This window comes from Stenotrophomonas sp. YJH_SMC_16 (assembly GCF_059367875.1).
Genome location: NZ_JCAFRH010000007.1, coordinates 192849 through 211153 on the forward strand (window position 1 = coordinate 192849; position 18305 = coordinate 211153).

Below are 18305 nucleotides of genomic sequence, written 5' to 3' on the forward strand. Positions count from 1 at the left end.
CGCTGCTCCCGGCGCGGGCCTACGGTGGGCACTTCGTACCGTCGGATCCATGTGATGCCGCCTGCCGTTCCCGCTCTGCCCCTCGATCGGCCCCTCGATCGGCCCCGCCGCCTGGCAATGCTGGCGCCGCATCCCGTGCTGCGCCTGGGGGTGGAGGTGGTGCTTTGCCAGCACGGTGGCGTGCAGGTCTGTGGCAGCTTCACCCGCGAAGGTGATCTGCTCGATCTGCTGCAGCGCCAGCCGGATGGCATCGACCTGTTGCTGATCGACCTGCTGGCGCCGTGCGGACCCGAACAGGGCCTGGCCCTGTTGCGGCTGTTGTCGCGGCGCTGGCCGCTGCTGCCGGTGCTGGTGCTGTCTGCGCACTGCAATGCCAGCACGGTGACCATGGCGATGCAGGCCGGCGCGCGCGGCTTTCTGTCCAAGGGAACCACGCCGGAGATGCTGCGGCGCGCAGTTGACGTACTGGCGCGTGGCGGCCGCTTCGTGCCCCCGGAGTTGCGCACGCAGTTGAGCCGATCGCGCATGCGGCGCACACCGGCGCCGGTGCTCACGCCCTTGAGCCGACGCGAGCGCGAGGTGCTCCGGCTGGTCCTGCAGGGCTGCACCACCGGGGAGGTGGCGCGGCGCTTCGGGCGCACGGCCAGTACGGTCAGCACGCAGAAGCGGACCGCCTACGAGAAGCTGGGCATCCACAGCGATGGTGAGCTGTTCCGCATCCGGCACCTGCTCGAATGCGGATGAGCGGGCTTACTCGCCCTGGTACTGTTTCTCTTCCACCAGCGCCGAACCGGCCACGCGGTTGATCTCGTTCTTCACCTGCACGCGCTCGCCATTGGTGCCATAGACACCGCGTGCCAGCTGGATGAAGGCATCGTCGAACACCTGGGCCGCTTCCTTGTCGCGCAGCTGGTCCTGGATGTCCCACATGCGCTCGTTGATCGCCTTCAGCTGCTGCTGCAGCGCGGCCAGGGCCGGCTGTGCCTGCAGCTGCTGCTGCAACAAGGGCAGCAGGCCGTCCAGTTCGGTGCGCACGTTGGCCAGCTTGGCCGCATCGTCGATGCGCTCGGCCTTGATCTGGAGAATGGTGATCTTGTCGATCAGCTCGCCGATCGATACCGGGGTCAGGATGGCGTCCACGCGGTTGGTTCCTGGAAACAGGGCGCCATGATACCGCGCTGCTGGCATGTGGCCCCGATCCACGGGATTTACGCCGAATTTGCGCCACGGGCCCGGCAGCACCCTCGATCCGTTACGGCCACCGCCTCGACACTGCGTTCCCGGCGGCGTGACCGCCTTCGACGAGGAACACAGTGCAGTGAACAGCAAGGGGATGATGGCGGCGGTGGTGGCCGCCCTGGCAGGGCTGCTCGGGATCGGCAGCGCGCAGGCACAGGTGCAGGTCAGTGGCAGTGCGGCGTTGACCAGTGACTACGTGTGGCGTGGCAGCTCGCAGAGCGACGGCGACCCGGCGGTGCAGGCGGGCGCGAAGGTTTCTATTCCATCGGGTTGGTACGCCAGCGTGTGGGGCTCCAACGTTTCGTTCAAGCCGGACAACGGCGCGCGCAGCGAGTTCGACCTGGTGGCGGGCTGGTCCGGTGCGCTGGCCCCGGACTGGACACTGGATGCCAACCTGACCCGCTACATGTACCCGGGTACCGGCCGCGCGCTGGACTGGACCGAACTCAATACCACAGTGACCTGGAAGCAGCGCGCCTGGTTGCAGGTCGCCCATTCCAGCGATGCATTGGCCGGCGGTCATCGCGGCACCTATGCCCAGCTCGGCGTACGGGTGCCGCTGCATGAACGCTTCCGCCTGGAAGCGGCGGTGGGCCAGTACTGGCTGGCCACCGCGCAGGGCCCGGATTACCTGCATGGCCAGATCAGTGCCATTGCCACGCTGGCCCCGGCGTGGGAGCTGCGTGCCACTGTGCATGACACTGACAGCGCGGCCAAGCGCCTGTTCCCGGGCAATGCCGGGGGGCGTTGGGAGTTGGCGCTGCAGGGCAGCTTCTAGTTCGACGACACCGCCTGGCGCGTACGCAGCGCGCCGGGCAGCCACAGCAGCAGGGCCAGCACGGCCACCGTGGCACCGGCCACGCAGACGCCGGTCCAGCCGAAGCGCTGGTAGACCTGCGCCGACAGCAGCGAACCCAGCGAACCGCCGATGAAGTAGCCGGTCATGTAGCCTGCATTGAGGCGGTTGCGCGCTGCCGGTTGCAGTGCATAGATCAGGTTCTGGTTACTGACGTGCAGCAGCTGCGCGGCCAGGTCCAGCACCACCACGCCGATCAGCAGCGCCAGCAGCGAGTGTGCCGACAGCCCCAGCGGCAGCCACGAGAGCAGCAACAGCACCAGTGCGATGGCGGTGGCGCGGCCGGTCTGCCCGCGGTCGGACATGCGGCCGGCCAGGCCAGCCGCCAGCGTGCCGGCGGCGCCGACCAGTCCGAACAGGCCGATGGTGGCGTCGCTGTAGGCGTAGGGCGGTTGTGCCAGCAGGAACGCCAGTGGCGTCCAGAAGATCGCGAACATGGCGAAGCTGCAGGCGCCAAGCAGCGTGCGCTGGCGCAGCACGGGTTCCTGTACGAACAGCACACCGATCGAGCGCAGCAACGCGAAGTAGCCAAGGCCGGCGCTGTGGTGGAAGCGCGGCAGGCCGCGCTGCAGTGCCAGCGCGGTCAGTACCAGGGTGCCGGCGGCGATCGCGTACACCAGGCGCCAGTCGCCCAGGCTGGAAAGCAGGCCGGCCACGGTACGTGCCAGCAGGATGCCCAGCAGCAGGCCACTCATCAACGTGCCGACCACGCGACCACGATGCTCGGGCGCCGCCAGCGTGGCGGCGAACGGCACCAGCACCTGGGCCACCACCGAGAACAGGCCGGTGATCGCGGTGCCCACCAGCAGCCAGGTCAGCGACGGCGCACAGGCACTGATCACCAGCCCGCCGGCGGACAACAGGCTCATCACCACGATCAGGCGGCGGCGTTCGAACAGGTCTCCCAGCGGCACCAGCAGGATCAGTCCGGCGGCATAGCTCAGCTGTGCGGCAGTGACCACCATGCCAACCTGGCCGAACGGCACACCGAAGGCATCGGCAATGGTGTGCAGCAGCGGCTGCGCATAGTAGTTGCTGGCCACGGCCACGCCGGTGGCCACCGACATCAGCAGCACCTGCCATCGGTGCAGAGGGGGGAGGGACGGACTCACGCGGTGTTCCAGAGAAGCGGGGTGCACAGTGTCCGCCTGCTGCAGCGATGATGGAAATGAATCATCATCATCCCTGTCATCTGGAAACGAGATAGCAGGGTGAACCTCAAGCAGCTCGAGTTTGCCGTCGCCCTGGCCGAGGAAGGCAACTTCACCCGCGCCGCCGAACGCTGCCATGTGGTGCAGTCCGCACTCAGCCACCAGATCGCCGCACTGGAGCAGGAACTGGGCACGCCGCTGTTTGAACGCCTGCCGCGCCAGGTGCGGGCCACCGCCGCCGGTGAGGCCATGCTGGTGCATGCGCGGCAGGCCTTGGCCAGCCTGCGCCATCTGCGTGCCGACGTGGCGGCGGTGAGTGGCGAGGTGCGCGGGCTGCTGGCGATCGGGCAGATTTCCTCGCTGACCGGCATCGACGTGGTGGCGATGCTGGCCGCCTTCCAGCAGGTGCACCCGCAGGTGGAATTCCAATTGCGGGTGGACAAGAGCGAGGACCTGATCGCGCAGGTGCAGTCGCGCGACCTGGATGTGGCGCTGGTCGGGTTGTCACCCTCGGCCGGCCTGGACGGGGTCTGCCACCAGATGCTGCAGGAAGAAGACCTGGTGGCGGTGCTGGCGCCGTCGCACCGCTTGGCCCGGCGCAAGCGGCTGCCATTGACCGAATTGCAGGACGAGGCGCTGGTCGACTTCCCGCGCGGCACTGGTGCGCGGCGGCAGACCGACGATGCCTTCGCCGCCGCTGGCCTGCCGCACACCGTGCGTTTCGAGGTCAATCTGATGGAGCTGGTCGAACGCTTCGTCCGCCATGGGCTGGCGGTCGGCATCGTGCCGGCGTTGATCGCCGAAGGCTTTGAAGGCGTGGTGCGGATTCCGCTGCAGCCGACCCCGACCCGCCGCGTGCACCTGGTCTGGCAGCGGCTGCCGACACCGGCGGCGCGGGTGTTCGTCGAGGCCGTGCTCAGCCGCGCAGGCGCAGGCTCAGGCCCTTGAGGAAATTGCGCAGCATCTGGTCCAGGCAACGCCGGTAGTTGGTGTGGCCGGGCTGGCGGAACAGCGCGCCCACTTCCGACTTGGACACGTTGAAACCGGCGCTGGCGAAGATCTCCATCAGATCGACGTCGCGCAGCTGGAACGCCACGCGCAGCTTCTTCAGCACCAGGTTGTTGTCGATGCGGGTTTCCACCGCACGCTGCGGCTGGCTCTCGTCGCGACCGCGCAGGTGCACGATCAGGCCATCGAGGAAGTGCGCCAGCGCGCTGTCGCTCATCGCCTCGAAACCGGCTTCGTCCTCGCGGCGCAGCCAGGCCTTGACCTGCTCGGGATCCACGGCGAAGGCCGGGTCGGCCATCTGGCACAGGGTCACCACGTGGTGGTCGCCCAGGTCCAGGGAGTAGCGCACGCTGCGCAGGACATCGTTGTTGATCATGGCCCAATTGTAGCGGCCCCTGGCGTGTCACCGGATTGTCATCGAACTGCAGCATCGTGGGCACTCGTTCGCTGGGACCCTTGCATGCGCCGGTATCTGTTTTCCGCACTGCTGCTCGCCAGCAGCTTCGCTGCCTTCGCCCAGGACCGCTTCGTACCCGTCGAGCGGCGCCTCAGTGCATCCCAACTGGCCGAGGTCGGGCTCAGTCCGGCGCAGTTGCAGGCACTGAACCGGGTACTGCGCGAGGCCGAGCGCGCGGCCACCGGGCCGACGGCAGCGGTGGCCCCCGCCGCTGCGCCGCTGCCTGCCAATGTGCCGGCACCGGCAGCAATGCACTTGGGCCTGGAAGAAGGACCGGTCAATGCACGCGTGGTCGGAGAGGTCGCAGGCTGGCAGCCCGGCACGCTGTTCACCCTTGATAACGGCCAGCAATGGCAGGTGATGAAGGGGCAGATGAAGCTGCGCAAGGTGCTGCAGTCGCCGCAGATCGCCGTTGTTCCAGGAATTTCCGGGCGCTGGTTCTTGCAGGTCGACGAAGACCTGCCCAAGGCCCGGGTATTCCGCGTGCGCTGAGCCGCGCACGCCTCGGGCGTGGTCAGCCGGCATCGGCAACGCAGGGGCCGGCCGACGGTGACAGAATGGGCGTCCGGTTTTCCCCCCCTGGAGTTGCCTGATGACCCGCACTGTCCTGATTACCGGCGCCACGTCCGGCTTCGGCGCCGCCGCCGTCCACCGCTTCGCCCAGGCGGGCTGGAAGGTGATCGCCACCGGCCGCCGCGGTGAACGCCTGCAGCCGCTGGTCGAGCGCTACGGCAAGGACGTGGTGCACGCGGCTGCCTTCGACATCCGCGATCCGGTGGCGATGGAAGCCGCGTTGCTGGCACTGCCGCCGGCCTTCGGCGAGATCGATCTGCTGGTCAACAATGCCGGCCTGGCGCAGGGCACCGCGCCGGCACAGAGCGCCAAGCTGTCGGACTGGACCACGATGATCGACACCAACATCACCGCGCTGGTGACCCTGACCCATCGCCTGCTGCCGCAGCTGGTGGAGCGCAAGGGCGCGATCATCAACATTTCCTCGGTGGCCGGCGTCTACCCGTATCCGGGCGGCAACGCCTACGGTGGCACCAAGGCCTTCGTCAGCCAGTTCTCGCTGGGCCTGCGTTCGGACCTGCATGGCACCGGCGTGCGCGTGACCACGATCGAGCCGGGCATGGCCGAAACCGAGTTCACGGTGGTGCGTACCCATGGCGACCAGGCGGCGTCGGACAAGCTCTATACCGGCGCCAACCCGATGACCGCCGAAGACATCGCCGAACAGATCTTCTGGGTAGCCAGCCTGCCGCCGCACCTGAACATCAATCGCCTGGAACTGATGCCGGTCAGCCAGTCCTTCGCCGGTTTCCAGGTCGCCCGCGAAGGCTGACCTGCTTCGCGGGTCCTGTAGAGCCGAGCCTATGCTCGGCTTCGTCTGGATTCAGCCGAGCATGGCTCGGCTCTACAGAAACGAAAAAGCCGGGCAATGCCCGGCTTTTTCGTTCACAGCGGCAGGCTTACTGCGCCTTGATCGCCATCGCCTGCAGGCCGGTGCCGTCCAGCTTCTGCTTGGCTTCGGACAACTCGCCGGCACTGCCATACGGCCCCATGCGCACGCGGTACACGGTCTTGCCGTTGATCTGCGCCGATTCCACGCGTGCCGCCAGGCCCATCATCGCCAGCTTGGCCTTGGTCGCTTCGGCATCGCCGGAGGCACCGAACGCACCCGCCTGCAGGATGTAGCGGGCGTTGTCGGCGGCGGCCGGCGCAGCAGCGGCCGGGGTACTGGCCGCGGTCGGCGGGGTTTCCGCGCGCGCTGCCGGAGTGGCGGCGGCGGCGCTGGTCGACGCCGTCGGCGTGCTGGCCGGAGGCGTTGCCGCAGCCGGGCGTTCGCTCAGCGGTGCCGGCAGCGGACGGCTGGTGGCGGTTACCGGTGCGGTGCTGGCCACGCTGGCGGTTGCTGTCGGTGCCGGTGCAGCGGCGGCGGCCGGAACCGGCTTGCCTTCCAAAGCCGCCTGCGCGCGCTGCGCTTCGGCCTTGGCCCGGCGCTGGTCTTCGGCACGCGCGCTGGCGGCCAGTTCGGCGTCGGACATTTCAACTTCCTTGCCCGGCAGCAGGGTGTAGAAGTCGTACTGGGTGGCGGCCGGCTTCTCCGGTTCGGCCGGCTTCGGCGTGGCCGGCTGCGCGGCCGGCTGGGCGCCAACATCGCTGTCGGCATCCGCGACCGGGGCCGGCTGCGCGTTCGGGTTCGGCTGCGGACCGGCGCGAAGGAAGCCATCGCCTTCGCCCTTGAACAGGTTCGGCGCCGCCAGGAACACCACGGCTGCAATCGCCACGCCAGCGACCAGCCACACCCATCCGGGTGTTCCCTGGCTGCTGCTGTTGCGTCGTGCCTGGTTTTTGCCGCGTCGTGCTGCCATGTGTACTGCGTCTCCTGATGCTTACATTTTTTCCGGGGCGCTGACGCCCAGGAGTTCGAGGCCGTTGGCCAGCACCTGGCGCGCGGCGCAGGCCAGGGTCAGCTTGGCGTTGCGGTCGGCGGCGTCATCCACCAGCACCGGCGTCCCGTGATACCACGTGTGGAACGCGTGCGCCAATTCACGCAGGTACTGCGCCACCAGATGCGGTTCCAGCGCCACGCCGGCCGCCTCCACCACTTCCGGGTACCGCGAGATCTCGTTCATCAGCAGCAGCGAAGCGTCGTCGGCCAGGCGGCCGAGGTTGGCCAGGCCGTTGCCCTGTTCGTACACCAGGCCCTTCTCCTGCGCCTGGCGCAGCAGGCTGCAGACGCGGGCGTGCGCGTACTGCACGTAGAACACCGGGTTGTCGTTGCTCTGCTGGCGGGCCAGGTCGATGTCGAAGGTCAGCTGCGAATCGGGCTTGCGCGCGATCAGGAACCAGCGGGTGGCATCACGGCCGGCTTCCTCGATCAGGTCGCGCAGGGTGAAGTAGCTGCCGGCACGCTTGGACAGCTTCACTTCCTCGCCGCCACGCATGACGGTGACCATCTGGTGCAGCACGTATTCCGGCCAGCCCTGCGGAATGCCCACTTCCATCGCCTGCAGGCCGGCGCGCACGCGCGCCAGCGAGCCGTGGTGGTCGGCACCCAGTTCGGTGATCGCGCGCTCGTAGCCGCGCTGCCACTTGGACAGGTGGTAGGCCACGTCCGGCACGAAGTAGGTGAAGGTGCCGTCGGACTTGCGCATCACGCGGTCCTTGTCGTCACCGAAGTCGGTGCTGCGCAGCCACAGCGCGCCACCTTCTTCATAGGTATGACCCGACGCCTGCAGCTTGGCCACCGCTTCGGCTACCTTGCCGTCGGCGTACAGCGAGCTTTCCAGGAAATAGATGTCGAAGTCGACTCCGAACGCGGCCAGGTCCAGGTTCTGCTCGTTGCGCAGGTAGGCCACCGCAAACCGGCGGATCGCCTGCATGTCGTCCGGGTCCTTGGCGCCGACCACGGTGCTGCCTTCCAGGTCGACGCTGGCGCCGGCCATGTAGGCGCGGGCGACGTCGGCGATGTATTCGCCGCGGTAGCCACCTTCCGGCCAGCCGTCCTGGTCCGGCGCGATGCCCTTGATCCGCGCCTGGGTGGACAGCGCCAGGTTCTCGATCTGCACGCCGGCGTCGTTGTAGTAGAACTCACGCTTGGCGTTCCAGCCGTTGGCGTCGAGCACGCGCGCCACGCAGTCGCCGATCGCCGCCGCGCGGCCATGGCCGACATGCAGCGGGCCGGTCGGGTTGGCTGACACGTACTCCACGCCCACCGTGCGGCCATTGCCGGACAGATTGCGGCCGTAGTCGTGGGCTTCCTTGATGACCGAGGCGGCTTCGCGCTGGTACGCGGCCGGGGCCAGGTGGAAGTTGATGAAGCCGGGGCCGGCGATCTCGACCTTGCTGACGTCCTCGCTGCGCGGCAGCGCCTCGACCAATGCCTGTGCCAGTGCGCGCGGATTGCTGCGCGCGGCCTTGGCCAGCAGCATCGCGGCGTTGGTGGCGAAGTCGCCGTGGTCGCGGGTCTTCGGGCGCTCGACCACGAAGTCCGGCGGCAGGGAGTCGGCGGGCAGGGTGCCATTGGCGCGCAAGGCTTCGATGCCTTGGCTGATCAGGGCGCGGAGGAGATTTTTCACGAGGCCTGCTGTGAGAATGAGCGGCGGAATCGCCCATTTTAGCGCAGATACCCGCGCCCACGCTGACCAGAACATGCCTGTGGGGGCGGCCGATGGCGCCTGAAGGGGCCGTGCTCAGCCGAACAGGCGCGGCTGGGGCGCGGACAGAAGTCCCCGTTCAGCAAATGAAACGGGACGGCCCTCGCCCACCACGAAGTGGTCCAGCAGGCGCACGTCCACCATCGCCAGCGCCTGCTGCAGTTCGTCGGTGATGCGGGTATCGGCGCTGGAGGGTTCCGGGTCGCCGGAAGGGTGGTTGTGGCTGAGGATCACCGCCGCCGCGTTGTGCAGCAGGGCGCGCCGCACCACTTCGCGGGGGTAGACCGGTGCGGCGTTGATGGTGCCGTGGAACAGTTCCTCGCAGGCGATCAGGCGGTGGCGATTGTCCAGGAACAGGGCCATGAAGATCTCCCGTGCCTGCCCCCGCAGGCGGTGCTGCAGATAGCGTCCGACCGCGGCCGGGTTGTTGCCGACCGCTTCGCCGTGTTCCAGCTCGGCGGCCAGGTAGCGGTGGGCCAGTTCCAGCCCAGCAACCAGGGTACAGCTGCGCGCCGGACCCAGCCCGGGCAGGCGCGCCAGCTCCCGCGCGGGGCGATCGAGCAGCACCCGTAACGGGCCATGCGCCTGCAGCAGGTCGCGCGCGGTCTGCACGGCATCGCGGCCACCGAACCCGGAGCCGAGAAACAGGGCCAGCAGCTCGGCGTCGGAAAGTGACGTGGGCCCGCGCGCGATCAGCTTCTCGCGGGGGCGTTCCTGTTCGGGCCAGTCGTGGATGGGCATGCCTGCATCATCGCCAGCTTCGGCGGCATCTCCCATCGGGGCTTGCCGCGGGCCCGGGTCGGTCGATGCCTCAGTCGCGCCGGGTCTGCAGGTAGTCGAACAGTTCCTGGTTGTTCTGCAGGCCCAGCTTGCGCTTGGCTTCGGCCTTCTGCCGGCTGATGGTCTTCGGGCTGCGCCCACAGCGCTCGGCGACCTGGTTCACGTTGAGACCGGCCGCCAGCAGTTCCAGCACTTCCTGTTCGCGTGCCGACAGCGGCGCCGGCTCACGCGGAAACAGCAGGTCGCGTGCCTGCAGGTGGTGGCGCAGCTGCTGGGAGACGAATACCTGCCCCGCCATCGCGGCGTTCAGCGCCTGGGGCAGTTCGGCGAAATCGGCGCACTTGTCGACCAGGCCACTGATGCCCTCCCGCAGCAGTCCGTCCAGCAGGCCGGGATGACGGGCGCCGGTCAGCACCACCACCGGCAGGCCAGGGCGGCGCATGCGCAGCGCGTCGATCAGCTCCGGACCGTCCGGGCCGGCACCCGGCATCGAGAGGTCGGTCAGCACCGCATCGCAGTCGTGCTGGTCCACCAGCTCCAGCAGCTGGGCGCCGTCGCGCGCACTGCCGACGATGTCCATCAGGTGGGTCTGCAGCACGACACGGATGCCATGCAGGACCACGGGATGGTCGTCGGCGATGATGATGCGTGGATGCACGCGGCTCCTCGAAGGTCGAACAGGCCACGGCGGGCGGCAGCCAATGCCTGATTCTGCAAAAGCACAGAGACGTAGGGGTATAGGAAAGGTCCGAAACTGTTACCGGGTGAATCCCGGGTCAACGCAGGCGGATTCCATCTGCTGATAGCCGCCCGCTATGTGCGCCCTGCACCGGGACATTACCGGCCATCGGGTAAGCTAGCGCCCTCGTTTGCACAGGAATTCCAGGTGGCTGACTCCCCCAACGCTTCCCCCGCGCCGGCGCGCGCGCTGGAAGGTCAGAAACTGCTGTTGTGCGTCGGAGGCGGGATCGCGGCGTACAAGGCGCTGGAACTGGTGCGGCGCCTGCGCGACGCCGGTGCCCAGGTGCAGGTGGCGATGACCGCCGGTGCCCAGCAGTTCGTCACTCCGCTCAGTTTCCAGGCCCTGTCCGGGCAGCCGACCCGCACCACGCTGTGGGACAGCGCCGCCGAACAGGCCATGGGCCACATCGAGCTGGCCCGCTGGGCAGACCGCATCGTGGTCGCCCCGGGGACCGCCGATCTGCTGGCCCGGCTGGCGCAGGGCCATGCCGATGACCTGGTCAGCACGTTGTGCCTGGCCAGCACCGCGCCGTTGACGATCTGCCCGGCGATGAACCACCGCATGTGGCTGCATCCGGCCACCCAGGCCAACATCGCCCTGCTGCGCCAGCGCGGCGCGCAGGTGATCGGCCCGGTCGACGGTCCGCTGGCCGAGGGCGAATCCGGTCCCGGCCGTCTGGCCGAGCCCGGCGACATCGTCGCCGCGCTGGCCGCCAATGGCAGTACCACGGCGGCGGCTGCCGCACCGGAAACCCGCGCGCTGCAGGGCCTGCGCCTGCTGATCAGCGCTGGCCCGACCTATGAAGACATCGATCCGGTGCGCTACGTCGGCAACCGCAGCAGCGGCAAGATGGGCTTTGCCCTGGCCGCGGCCGCCGCGACGATGGGCGCCCAGGTGGTGCTGGTCAGCGGCCCGGTGCAGCTGCCGACGCCGCCCGGCGTGCAGCGCGTGGACGTGCGCTCGGCCGCGCAGATGCGCGATGCCGTGCTGAAGTCGCTGCCGGCCGACATCTATATCGGTGCCGCCGCGGTGTCCGACTACACACCGCGCCAGGTGGCTGCGCAGAAGCTGAAGAAGACCGCCGACAGCCAGTCGCTGGTGATCGAGCTGGTGCGCACGCCGGACATCCTGGCCGAAGTCGCCGCGCAGACGCAGTCGCTGAAGCTGGTGGTCGGCTTTGCCGCCGAAACCCACGACGTGGACAAGTACGCACGCGGCAAGCTGGTCGACAAGCGCCTGGACCTGGTGATCGCCAATCAGGTCGGCATCAGCGGCGGCGGTTTCGAGAGCGACAACAACGCCGCCACTGCCTTCTGGCAGGACGGTGAACAGGTATTCCCGGCCACCTCCAAGCGCGAGCTGGCCGAACAACTGCTGGCGCTGATCGCGCGGAGACTCCAGGCATGACCCAGGCTTTCACTTCCCAACCGCTGCAGGTCAAGCTGCTCGATCCGCGCTTCGGCGACAGCTGGCCGCTGCCGGCCTACGCCACCGAAGCCAGCGCCGGCATGGACCTGCGCGCGGCGCTGGATACCGCGCTGACCCTGCAGCCGGGCGACACCGCGCTGGTGCCCAGCGGCCTGGCCATCCATATCGCCGATCCGCACCTGTGCGCGGTGATCCTGCCGCGTTCCGGGCTGGGTCACCGCCACGGCATCGTGCTCGGCAACGGCACCGGCCTGATCGACGCCGATTACCAGGGCCCGCTGCTGATCAGCGTCTGGAACCGTGGCCGCGAGGCCTTCACCATCGAGCCGGGCGATCGCATCGCGCAGCTGGTGGTCGTGCCGATTGCCCGCGTCAGCCTGCAGGTGGTGGATACTTTCACCGACAGCGTGCGGGGAACGGGTGGATTCGGCCATACCGGGGTGCGTTGACAGGGGACATCGATGAGCGGCATCGGGGAAGGACAGCGGGGACGGTCGTTGGGACGCAGTGCGCCACTACTGGGGGTGCTGCTGGTCCTGCTGGCTGGCTGGTTCGGATGGAGCGCGGTGCAGCAATGGCGCCAGGAGGCCAACGGCCAGGCGCTGGAAGCTGCGCGTGACCAGGCTGTGCAAGGCCTGCAGGAGGCCGCTGCCGGCCAGCTGAAGCAGCTGCAGCAGCAGCTGAAGAACGAGCGCGTGCAGCAGGCGCTGCAGGCCGGCGATGCCGCTGCGGCCGCACTCGCGGTCCGCGAGAGCTGGACCGGCGTCGAGCACGCCGAAGTACTGACCGCCGATCTGGCCAACGCCTACGCCGACCCGGCGACCTTCGGCTATGCCCGGTTGGCGCTGCTGGAAGCCGCATTGGCCGAGACCGGTCCCAGCCTGCGCGTGGTCCGCGATGGGGGTGGCAATCGTCTTGGCCTGGCGGCACCGGTGCCGCTGGGCAGCCTGGGCCCGGCAGTGCTCTACGTGCGCCAGCCATTGCTGCGACTGACCTCGCCGCTGGACCAGGTGAGTGCGCCATCGGCCGGTTTCCTTGGCCTGCGCCAGGGCGCGCATGACCTCGTCGCCCAGGGCGATGCCAGCCTGGCCGAAAGTGCCGAAGCATTGGCGCGGCCGATTCCGGGTACGCCGTTGCGGCTGGTGGCCGCGGTACCCAATGTCGAACCCGGTCCGCTGGGCCTGGGTTCGCTGGCCAGCGCCATCGTTGCGCTGCTGCTGGCGTTCATCGCCGTGCTGCTGGTGGTGGGTCGCGGCCGCCTGCCGAAGACGCTGCCGTTGCCGCGCCGTGCGGCCGTGGCGGAAGCGGATCATGGCCCGACCCTGAGCGAGAGCCTGCAGATGGCGCCGCCGCCGGTGGCCGAGGCCAGCACAACTGAAAGTGCACCGCCGCCCCCGCCGCCGGTTCCGGCCGAGGAACTGGCGGCCGGTATCTTCCGCGCCTACGACATCCGCGGCGTGGTGGGCAGCCAACTGACGCCGAAGACGGCGGCGCTGATCGGCCAGGCCATCGGTACCGTGGCACTGGAGCAGGGCCTGCGCGAGGTGGTGATCGGCCGCGACGGCCGCCTGTCCGGCCCGGAACTGGCCGCAGGGTTGGCCGAGGGCCTGAGGCGCGCCGGTTGCGCGGTGATCGACATCGGCCTGGCACCGACCCCGGTCGTGTACTACGCCGCCTTCCATCTGCGCACCGGCACCTGCGTGGCGGTCACCGGCAGTCATAACCCGCCCGAGTACAACGGCTTCAAGGTGGTCATCGGCGGCGAGACGCTGTCCGGCGATGCCATCACCGATCTCTACCAGCGCATCATCGAAGGCCGCCTGGTACAGGCCGCCGAGCCGGGCGATTACCAGCAGCGCGATGTCAGTGCCGACTACATCCAGCGCATCGCCGAGGACGTGCAGCTGGACCGCCCGTTGAAGGTCGTGGCCGATGCCGGCAACGGCGTCGCCGGTGCGCTCGCACCGCAGCTGCTGGAAGCGATCGGTGCTGAAGTCATTCCGCTGTACTGCGATGTCGACGGTACCTTCCCCAACCATCATCCCGACCCGAGCGAACCGGCCAACCTGGAAGACCTGGTGCAGACGGTCAAGCGCTTCGGCGCCGACCTCGGTGTCGCCTTCGATGGCGATGGCGACCGGCTGGGCGTGGTCACCGGCGAAGGCAGGATCATCTATGCCGACCGCCTGCTGATGCTGTTTGCCGCCGATGTGCTGATGCGCAACCCCGGCGCGATGGTGATCTACGACGTGAAGTGCACCGGCAAGCTGTCCGACCACGTGCTGCGCAATGGTGGCAGCCCGCTGATGTGGAAGACCGGGCATTCGCTGATGAAGGCGAAGATGCGCGAGACCGACGCCGAGCTGGCCGGCGAGATGAGCGGCCACTTCTTCTTCAAGGAGCGCTGGTTCGGTTTCGACGATGGCCTGTATGCGGCGGCGCGCCTGCTGGAGATCCTGGCCCAGCGCGAGGAGACCCCGGATGAGGTACTGGCAGAGCTGCCGGAGATGGTGGCCACGCCGGAACTGAAGGTGCCGGTGGCCGACGGTACGCCACATGCGCTGGTGGCGATGCTGGTGGCGGCGGCGCAGTCACCGGACAACCCGTATGTGGGCGGCCGCCTGTCGACCATCGACGGCCTGCGTGTGGACTTCCCCGATGGCTGGGGCCTGGTGCGTGCCTCCAATACGACGCCGGTGCTGGTGCTGCGCTTCGAGGGCAACGACGAGGCGGCACTGGAACGCATCCAGGCGCTGTTCCGCAGCCAGCTGCAACCGGTGCTGGGCGAGACCCCACTGGGGTTCTGAGGTGGGGCCGGGCTGCGCCCGGCACCCGCCGAATCAACGTCAACGTCAAAGGCCGGCTATCCGTGGGATGGCGGGGCGGTGTCGGAGTGCGGGGACGCAGCAAGTACGTCCCTGTAAGCTTGGCAGCCGCATCCATGCGGCTGACACCCCGCACTCCGACACCGCCCCACCCCTGACAATGTCCTGGAGCTGTTGGTAGGTGTCGACCTTGGTCGACACAGTAGATCCACGCCATGCGTGGATGTTCTTCCGAATTCGCTTTGGTGGGTGTCGACCTTGGTCGACACACCCTCACCCCTTGAACCGCAATCCCACGCCCGGTTCGGTGAACAGGTAGCGCGAATCCAGCGCCGAATCACCCAGCTTGTGCCGCAGCTTGCCGACCAGGATGCGCAGGTAATGGGTGTCGTGCTGGTGGGTCGGCCCCCAGATCTCCTGCAGGATCTGCGGCTGGGTCACCACGCGCCCGGCATTGCGCAGCAGCAGCGACAGCAGCGCGTATTCCTTGCGGGTCAGCGCCACCGGTTCACCATCGAGTGCCACTTCACGGCGCACCAGGTCCACATGCAGATGGCCATCGTCGAACACCGGCGGGGTGCCGTCGCTGGGCACGCTGCGCGTGCGCAGCAGCGCCCGTACCCGCGCCATCAGCTCCTGGGTACCGAAGGGTTTGGTCACGTAGTCGTTGGCGCCGTTGTCCAGCGCCCGCACCTTCTCGGTTTCGCCGGCGCGAACGGTCAGCATGATCACCGGCACCTGGCTCCATTGCCGCAGCTGCTCCAGCACCTCGTGGCCTTCCATGTCCGGCAGGCCGATGTCCAGGATCACCAGGTCCATGTCTTCGCTGGCGGCCATCTCCAGGCCTTCCTGGCCGGTCGCGGCCTGCCGTACCTGGTAGCCCTGCGCGCGCAGGCTGATATCCAGGAACCGGCGGATCTGGGTTTCATCATCGATCACCAGCACGCGCGCGGCCGGCACGCTGGCATCAATCGGGGTCGGGCTCATCGTGGGAGGCTGGCTTGAGCAGGGGCAGGGTGATGCGGATCAGGGTACCGCGACCGTCGCGTCCGGGCAGCGCCTGCACGCTGCCGCCATGCGCGCCGATCATGCCCTGGCAGATGGTCAGGCCCAGGCCGGTGCCGTGGCGGCCGCGGTCGCCGCGCTCGACGCTGTAGAACATGTCGAAGATGCGCGCACGCTCGTCATCGGGAATGCCGGGGCCGGCATCGATCACGTCGATGCGCAGCTGGCCGTCCAGCTCGCGCGCCTGCACCTGCACGGCGGCATCGGGCGGCGAGAACTTGGCCGCGTTTTCCATCACATTGAACACGGCCTGCTCGACCAGCGCCGGGTGCACCCAGATCGGCGCCAGCGTGGAGGGAATATCCAGCTCCAGCCGTACCTTGGGCTGGTAGCGCTGCAGGCGCCGCGCCGCCGAGCCGATCAGTTCGTCCACGCCGATCCAGTCGCGGTTGATCTTCAATCCTTCGTGGCCGAGGCGGGTCATGTCCAGCAGGTTCTGGATGTAGCGGTCCAGCCGTTCGCCCTCGACCAGGATGGTGTCCAGCAGGGCACGGCGATCGGCTGTATCCATCGCCGTACCGTAGCTGGCCAGGCTGTCGGCCGAACCGATCATCGCCGCCAGCGGCGAGCGCAGATCGTGCGATACCGAAGAGAGCAGGGCCGAGCGCAATCGCTCGGTCTCGTTGCTGACGTGGGCCTGTTCCAGTTCGGCCACCAGCCGCGTGCGCAGCGCGGCCTGCGCGATGTCATCCACCATCGCTTCGGCCAGCTGCCGCTGCTCGGGCAGCAGGCGCGCCTGCGCGCCGGGCAGGTACAGGCCGGCCACGCCGATCGCGCGGTCTTCGCCATCCAGCAGCGGCAGGAACCACCATTGCGCGCCGGCCAGAGTGTCGGTGAAGCGGCCGCTGGGCTGGCCGTGGCGCAGCGCCCAGTCGGCGGCGGCCAGATCGGTATCGCCAGGCTGGCTGCGGCCACCGGTTGCGGTATCGGCGCCGATCCGCAGCCACGCCGGCACGTCCATGGCCTGTTCCAGTGCATGCCGACCCGCCTGCGCCACCTCTCCGTTGCCGGCGGCACTGGCCAGCTGGCGGCCCAACTGCTGGCGCGCACGCGCATGGCGGTTGGCGGCACGCAGCGCGATCACCTGCATGCGCAGGCGCGAGGCCAGGCGTCCGGCCACCAGCGCGGCGGCCAGGAACAGGAACACGGTGATCACGCCCTGGCGCGCGCCGATGGCGAAGGTGAAGCGTGGCGCGATGAACAGGAAGTTGTAGGCCAGGAAGCACAGGATCGCCGCCATCACCGCCACGCTGGCGCGGGTGCGCGCCGCCACCAGCACCACCGCGACGATGAACACCATCGACAGGTCGGCCATGCCCACCCAGTGTTCGGCCAGCCACGCCACCGCACAGGCCAGCGCGGTAGCGATCAGGGCTTGTGCCGGTTCATGACTGATACCGCGCATTGGCGGCAGCAGGCTCTCGCGGCGCGAGCGTGCGCGTGCCTGCGGTGTGCTGATGATGGTGATCTCGTAATGCGCGCCACGCTGGATCAGCTGCTGGGTCAGGGTGCGGTTGAACATCCGTGCCAGTGGACGTTCGCGGGTCCGGCCCAGCACCAGGGTCGACACGCCGTTGTGTGCGGCATGGTCGAGCAGGGCATCGGCGATGCTCGATCCATGCAGCAGTTCGGCGTCGCCGCCCAGGCGCCTTGCCAGCGCAAAGGCCGCATCGATCTCGCGCCGGGTCGCCTCGTCCTGGCGCCGGCCCTGCACGGTCACTACCGTCCACGGCGCGTCACGGCGCTCTGCGATGCGCCGCGCCACGCGCACCAGGTATTCGCTCTGGCCGCCGCCATCAATGGCCACCAGAACGCCGCGACGCAGGGGCAGATTGCCTTCGCCACGCGCGGCGCGGGTTTCGCGCAGGCTGCTGTCGACGCGGTCGGCGGCCTCCTGCATCGCCAGTTCGCGCAGCGCGGTCAGGTTGGCCGGTGAGAAGAACGCCTGCAGTGCCTGTGCGGCCTGTTCGGGCACATAGACCTTGCCCTGCTGCAGGCGCGCGATCAGTTCGCGCGGCGGCAGGTCCACCAGCACGATGTCGTGCAGTCGGTCGAGCACACCGTCCGGCACGGTCTCGCTGACGCGTACGCCGGTGATGCGCATCACCACATCGTTGAGGCTTTCCAGATGCTGGATGTTGACCGTGGTCCAGACGTCAATGCCGGCGTCCAGCAGCTCCATCACGTCCTGCCAGCGGCGCTCATGGCGGCTGCCCGGCGCGTTGCGATGGGCCAGTTCATCCACCAGTACCAGCGCTGGGTGCCGCGCGAGCACGGCATCCAGGTCCATCTCCTGCAGGGTGTGGCCGTGGTAGGCCACCGCTTTCAGCGACAGCTGCGGCAGGCCCTCCAGCAGCGCCTGGGTATCGGCGCGGCCGTGGGTTTCCACCAGCCCGACCACCAGGTCAACGCCGCGGCGCAGCTGTTCCTGCGCGCGGGTCAGCATGGTGTAGGTCTTGCCCACGCCCGGCGCCGCGCCGAGGAACACGGTCAGCTTGCCGCCGGCTTCGCGTTGCAGGCCTTCGACCAGGGCATCGGCCTGGCGGGTACGCGCATCAGTCATGGGTGCCGCTGTCATGCCCGCCATTGTG

The 18305-nt window shown here is 68.7% G+C and carries 17 protein-coding genes; 8 read left to right on the forward strand and 9 right to left on the reverse strand.

Annotation, left to right across the window (positions count from 1 at the left end):
• Nucleotides 1-54 precede the first annotated feature (54 nt).
• The gene (locus AC5P6E_RS16600) at nt 55-744 is read left to right on the forward strand and encodes a response regulator transcription factor (protein ID WP_019337639.1); all 690 of its coding nucleotides are present in this window, start codon (nt 55-57) and stop codon (nt 742-744) included.
• Between the two features lie 6 nt (nt 745-750).
• Here the strand turns inward: AC5P6E_RS16600 and AC5P6E_RS16605 are convergent, their stop codons facing one another.
• Nucleotides 751-1188, reverse strand: coding sequence for a DUF6165 family protein (locus AC5P6E_RS16605; protein WP_049403467.1), 438 nt, complete (start codon nt 1186-1188; stop codon nt 751-753).
• A gap of 130 nt (nt 1189-1318) precedes the next feature.
• Between AC5P6E_RS16605 and AC5P6E_RS16610 the strand changes: the two genes are divergently transcribed.
• Nucleotides 1319-2017 carry a TorF family putative porin gene (locus AC5P6E_RS16610; RefSeq protein ID WP_029550771.1) on the forward strand — a complete coding sequence of 233 codons (699 nt, stop codon included), beginning with the start codon at nt 1319-1321 and terminating at the stop codon, nt 2015-2017.
• Here the strand turns inward: AC5P6E_RS16610 and AC5P6E_RS16615 are convergent.
• Nucleotides 2014-3162: an MFS transporter gene (locus AC5P6E_RS16615; RefSeq protein ID WP_329835148.1), complete on the reverse strand. Its 1149-nt coding sequence runs from the start codon at nt 3160-3162 to the stop codon at nt 2014-2016. The genes AC5P6E_RS16610 and AC5P6E_RS16615 overlap by 4 nt on opposite strands.
• 144 nt (nt 3163-3306) lie before the next feature.
• On the opposite strand from AC5P6E_RS16615, the gene AC5P6E_RS16620 reads away from it, so the two are divergent.
• The gene (locus AC5P6E_RS16620) at nt 3307-4194 is read left to right on the forward strand and encodes a LysR family transcriptional regulator (RefSeq protein ID WP_019337642.1); all 888 of its coding nucleotides are present in this window, start codon (nt 3307-3309) and stop codon (nt 4192-4194) included.
• On the opposite strand, the gene AC5P6E_RS16625 is transcribed toward AC5P6E_RS16620, so the two are convergent.
• The gene (locus AC5P6E_RS16625; RefSeq protein ID WP_005411992.1) at nt 4163-4630 is read right to left on the reverse strand and encodes a YehS family protein; all 468 of its coding nucleotides are present in this window, start codon (nt 4628-4630) and stop codon (nt 4163-4165) included. The two genes, AC5P6E_RS16620 and AC5P6E_RS16625, sit on opposite strands and share 32 nt — an antisense overlap.
• 84 nt (nt 4631-4714) lie before the next feature.
• Here AC5P6E_RS16625 and AC5P6E_RS16630 point away from each other — a divergent pair, with 84 nt between their 5' ends.
• Both AC5P6E_RS16630 and AC5P6E_RS16635 read left to right on the forward strand, forming a co-directional pair.
• Entirely contained in the window at nt 4715-5203 is a 489-nt protein-coding gene (locus AC5P6E_RS16630; RefSeq protein ID WP_019337644.1) for a hypothetical protein, read from the forward strand.
• A 100-nt stretch (nt 5204-5303) separates the two neighbouring features.
• Nucleotides 5304-6056, forward strand: a complete 753-nt coding sequence (locus tag AC5P6E_RS16635) for an SDR family NAD(P)-dependent oxidoreductase (protein WP_019337645.1) — start codon at nt 5304-5306, stop codon at nt 6054-6056.
• A 127-nt stretch (nt 6057-6183) separates the two neighbouring features.
• Here AC5P6E_RS16635 and AC5P6E_RS16640 read toward each other — a convergent pair whose 3' ends face one another.
• From AC5P6E_RS16640 to AC5P6E_RS16655, 4 genes are all read right to left on the reverse strand, one after another.
• Entirely contained in the window at nt 6184-7086 is a 903-nt protein-coding gene (locus AC5P6E_RS16640) for an SPOR domain-containing protein (protein WP_010486901.1), read from the reverse strand.
• Nucleotides 7087-7107: 21 nt separating this feature from the next.
• Nucleotides 7108-8796 carry an arginine--tRNA ligase gene (gene argS / locus AC5P6E_RS16645; protein WP_010486900.1) on the reverse strand — a complete coding sequence of 563 codons (1689 nt, stop codon included), beginning with the start codon at nt 8794-8796 and terminating at the stop codon, nt 7108-7110.
• Between the two features lie 114 nt (nt 8797-8910).
• Nucleotides 8911-9615: a RadC family protein gene (radC, locus tag AC5P6E_RS16650; protein WP_029550913.1), complete on the reverse strand. Its 705-nt coding sequence runs from the start codon at nt 9613-9615 to the stop codon at nt 8911-8913.
• 70 nt (nt 9616-9685) lie between these two features.
• The gene (locus AC5P6E_RS16655) at nt 9686-10312 is read right to left on the reverse strand and encodes a response regulator (RefSeq protein ID WP_019338987.1); all 627 of its coding nucleotides are present in this window, start codon (nt 10310-10312) and stop codon (nt 9686-9688) included.
• Nucleotides 10313-10540: 228 nt separating this feature from the next.
• Here AC5P6E_RS16655 and coaBC point away from each other — a divergent pair, with 228 nt between their 5' ends.
• The 3 genes from coaBC to AC5P6E_RS16670 are packed head-to-tail and all read left to right on the forward strand — an operon-like array spanning nt 10541 to nt 14631.
• Nucleotides 10541-11803, forward strand: coding sequence for a bifunctional phosphopantothenoylcysteine decarboxylase/phosphopantothenate--cysteine ligase CoaBC (coaBC, locus tag AC5P6E_RS16660; protein ID WP_495231101.1), 1263 nt, complete (start codon nt 10541-10543; stop codon nt 11801-11803).
• Nucleotides 11800-12273: a dUTP diphosphatase gene (gene dut, locus AC5P6E_RS16665; RefSeq protein WP_005411999.1), complete on the forward strand. Its 474-nt coding sequence runs from the start codon at nt 11800-11802 to the stop codon at nt 12271-12273. The genes coaBC and dut overlap by 4 nt, the downstream gene beginning before the upstream one ends.
• 12 nt (nt 12274-12285) lie before the next feature.
• On the forward strand, nt 12286-14631 hold the full coding sequence (locus tag AC5P6E_RS16670) for a phosphomannomutase/phosphoglucomutase (protein WP_329835140.1): 2346 nt from the start codon (nt 12286-12288) through the stop codon (nt 14629-14631).
• A 291-nt stretch (nt 14632-14922) separates the two neighbouring features.
• On the opposite strand, the gene AC5P6E_RS16675 is transcribed toward AC5P6E_RS16670, so the two are convergent.
• Both AC5P6E_RS16675 and AC5P6E_RS16680 read right to left on the reverse strand, forming a co-directional pair.
• On the reverse strand, nt 14923-15636 hold the full coding sequence (locus AC5P6E_RS16675; protein ID WP_019338804.1) for a response regulator transcription factor: 714 nt from the start codon (nt 15634-15636) through the stop codon (nt 14923-14925).
• Nucleotides 15617-18277, reverse strand: coding sequence for an ATP-binding protein (locus AC5P6E_RS16680; protein ID WP_010486887.1), 2661 nt, complete (start codon nt 18275-18277; stop codon nt 15617-15619). Before AC5P6E_RS16680 ends, AC5P6E_RS16675 begins: the two co-directional genes overlap by 20 nt.
• Nucleotides 18278-18305 lie beyond the last annotated feature (28 nt).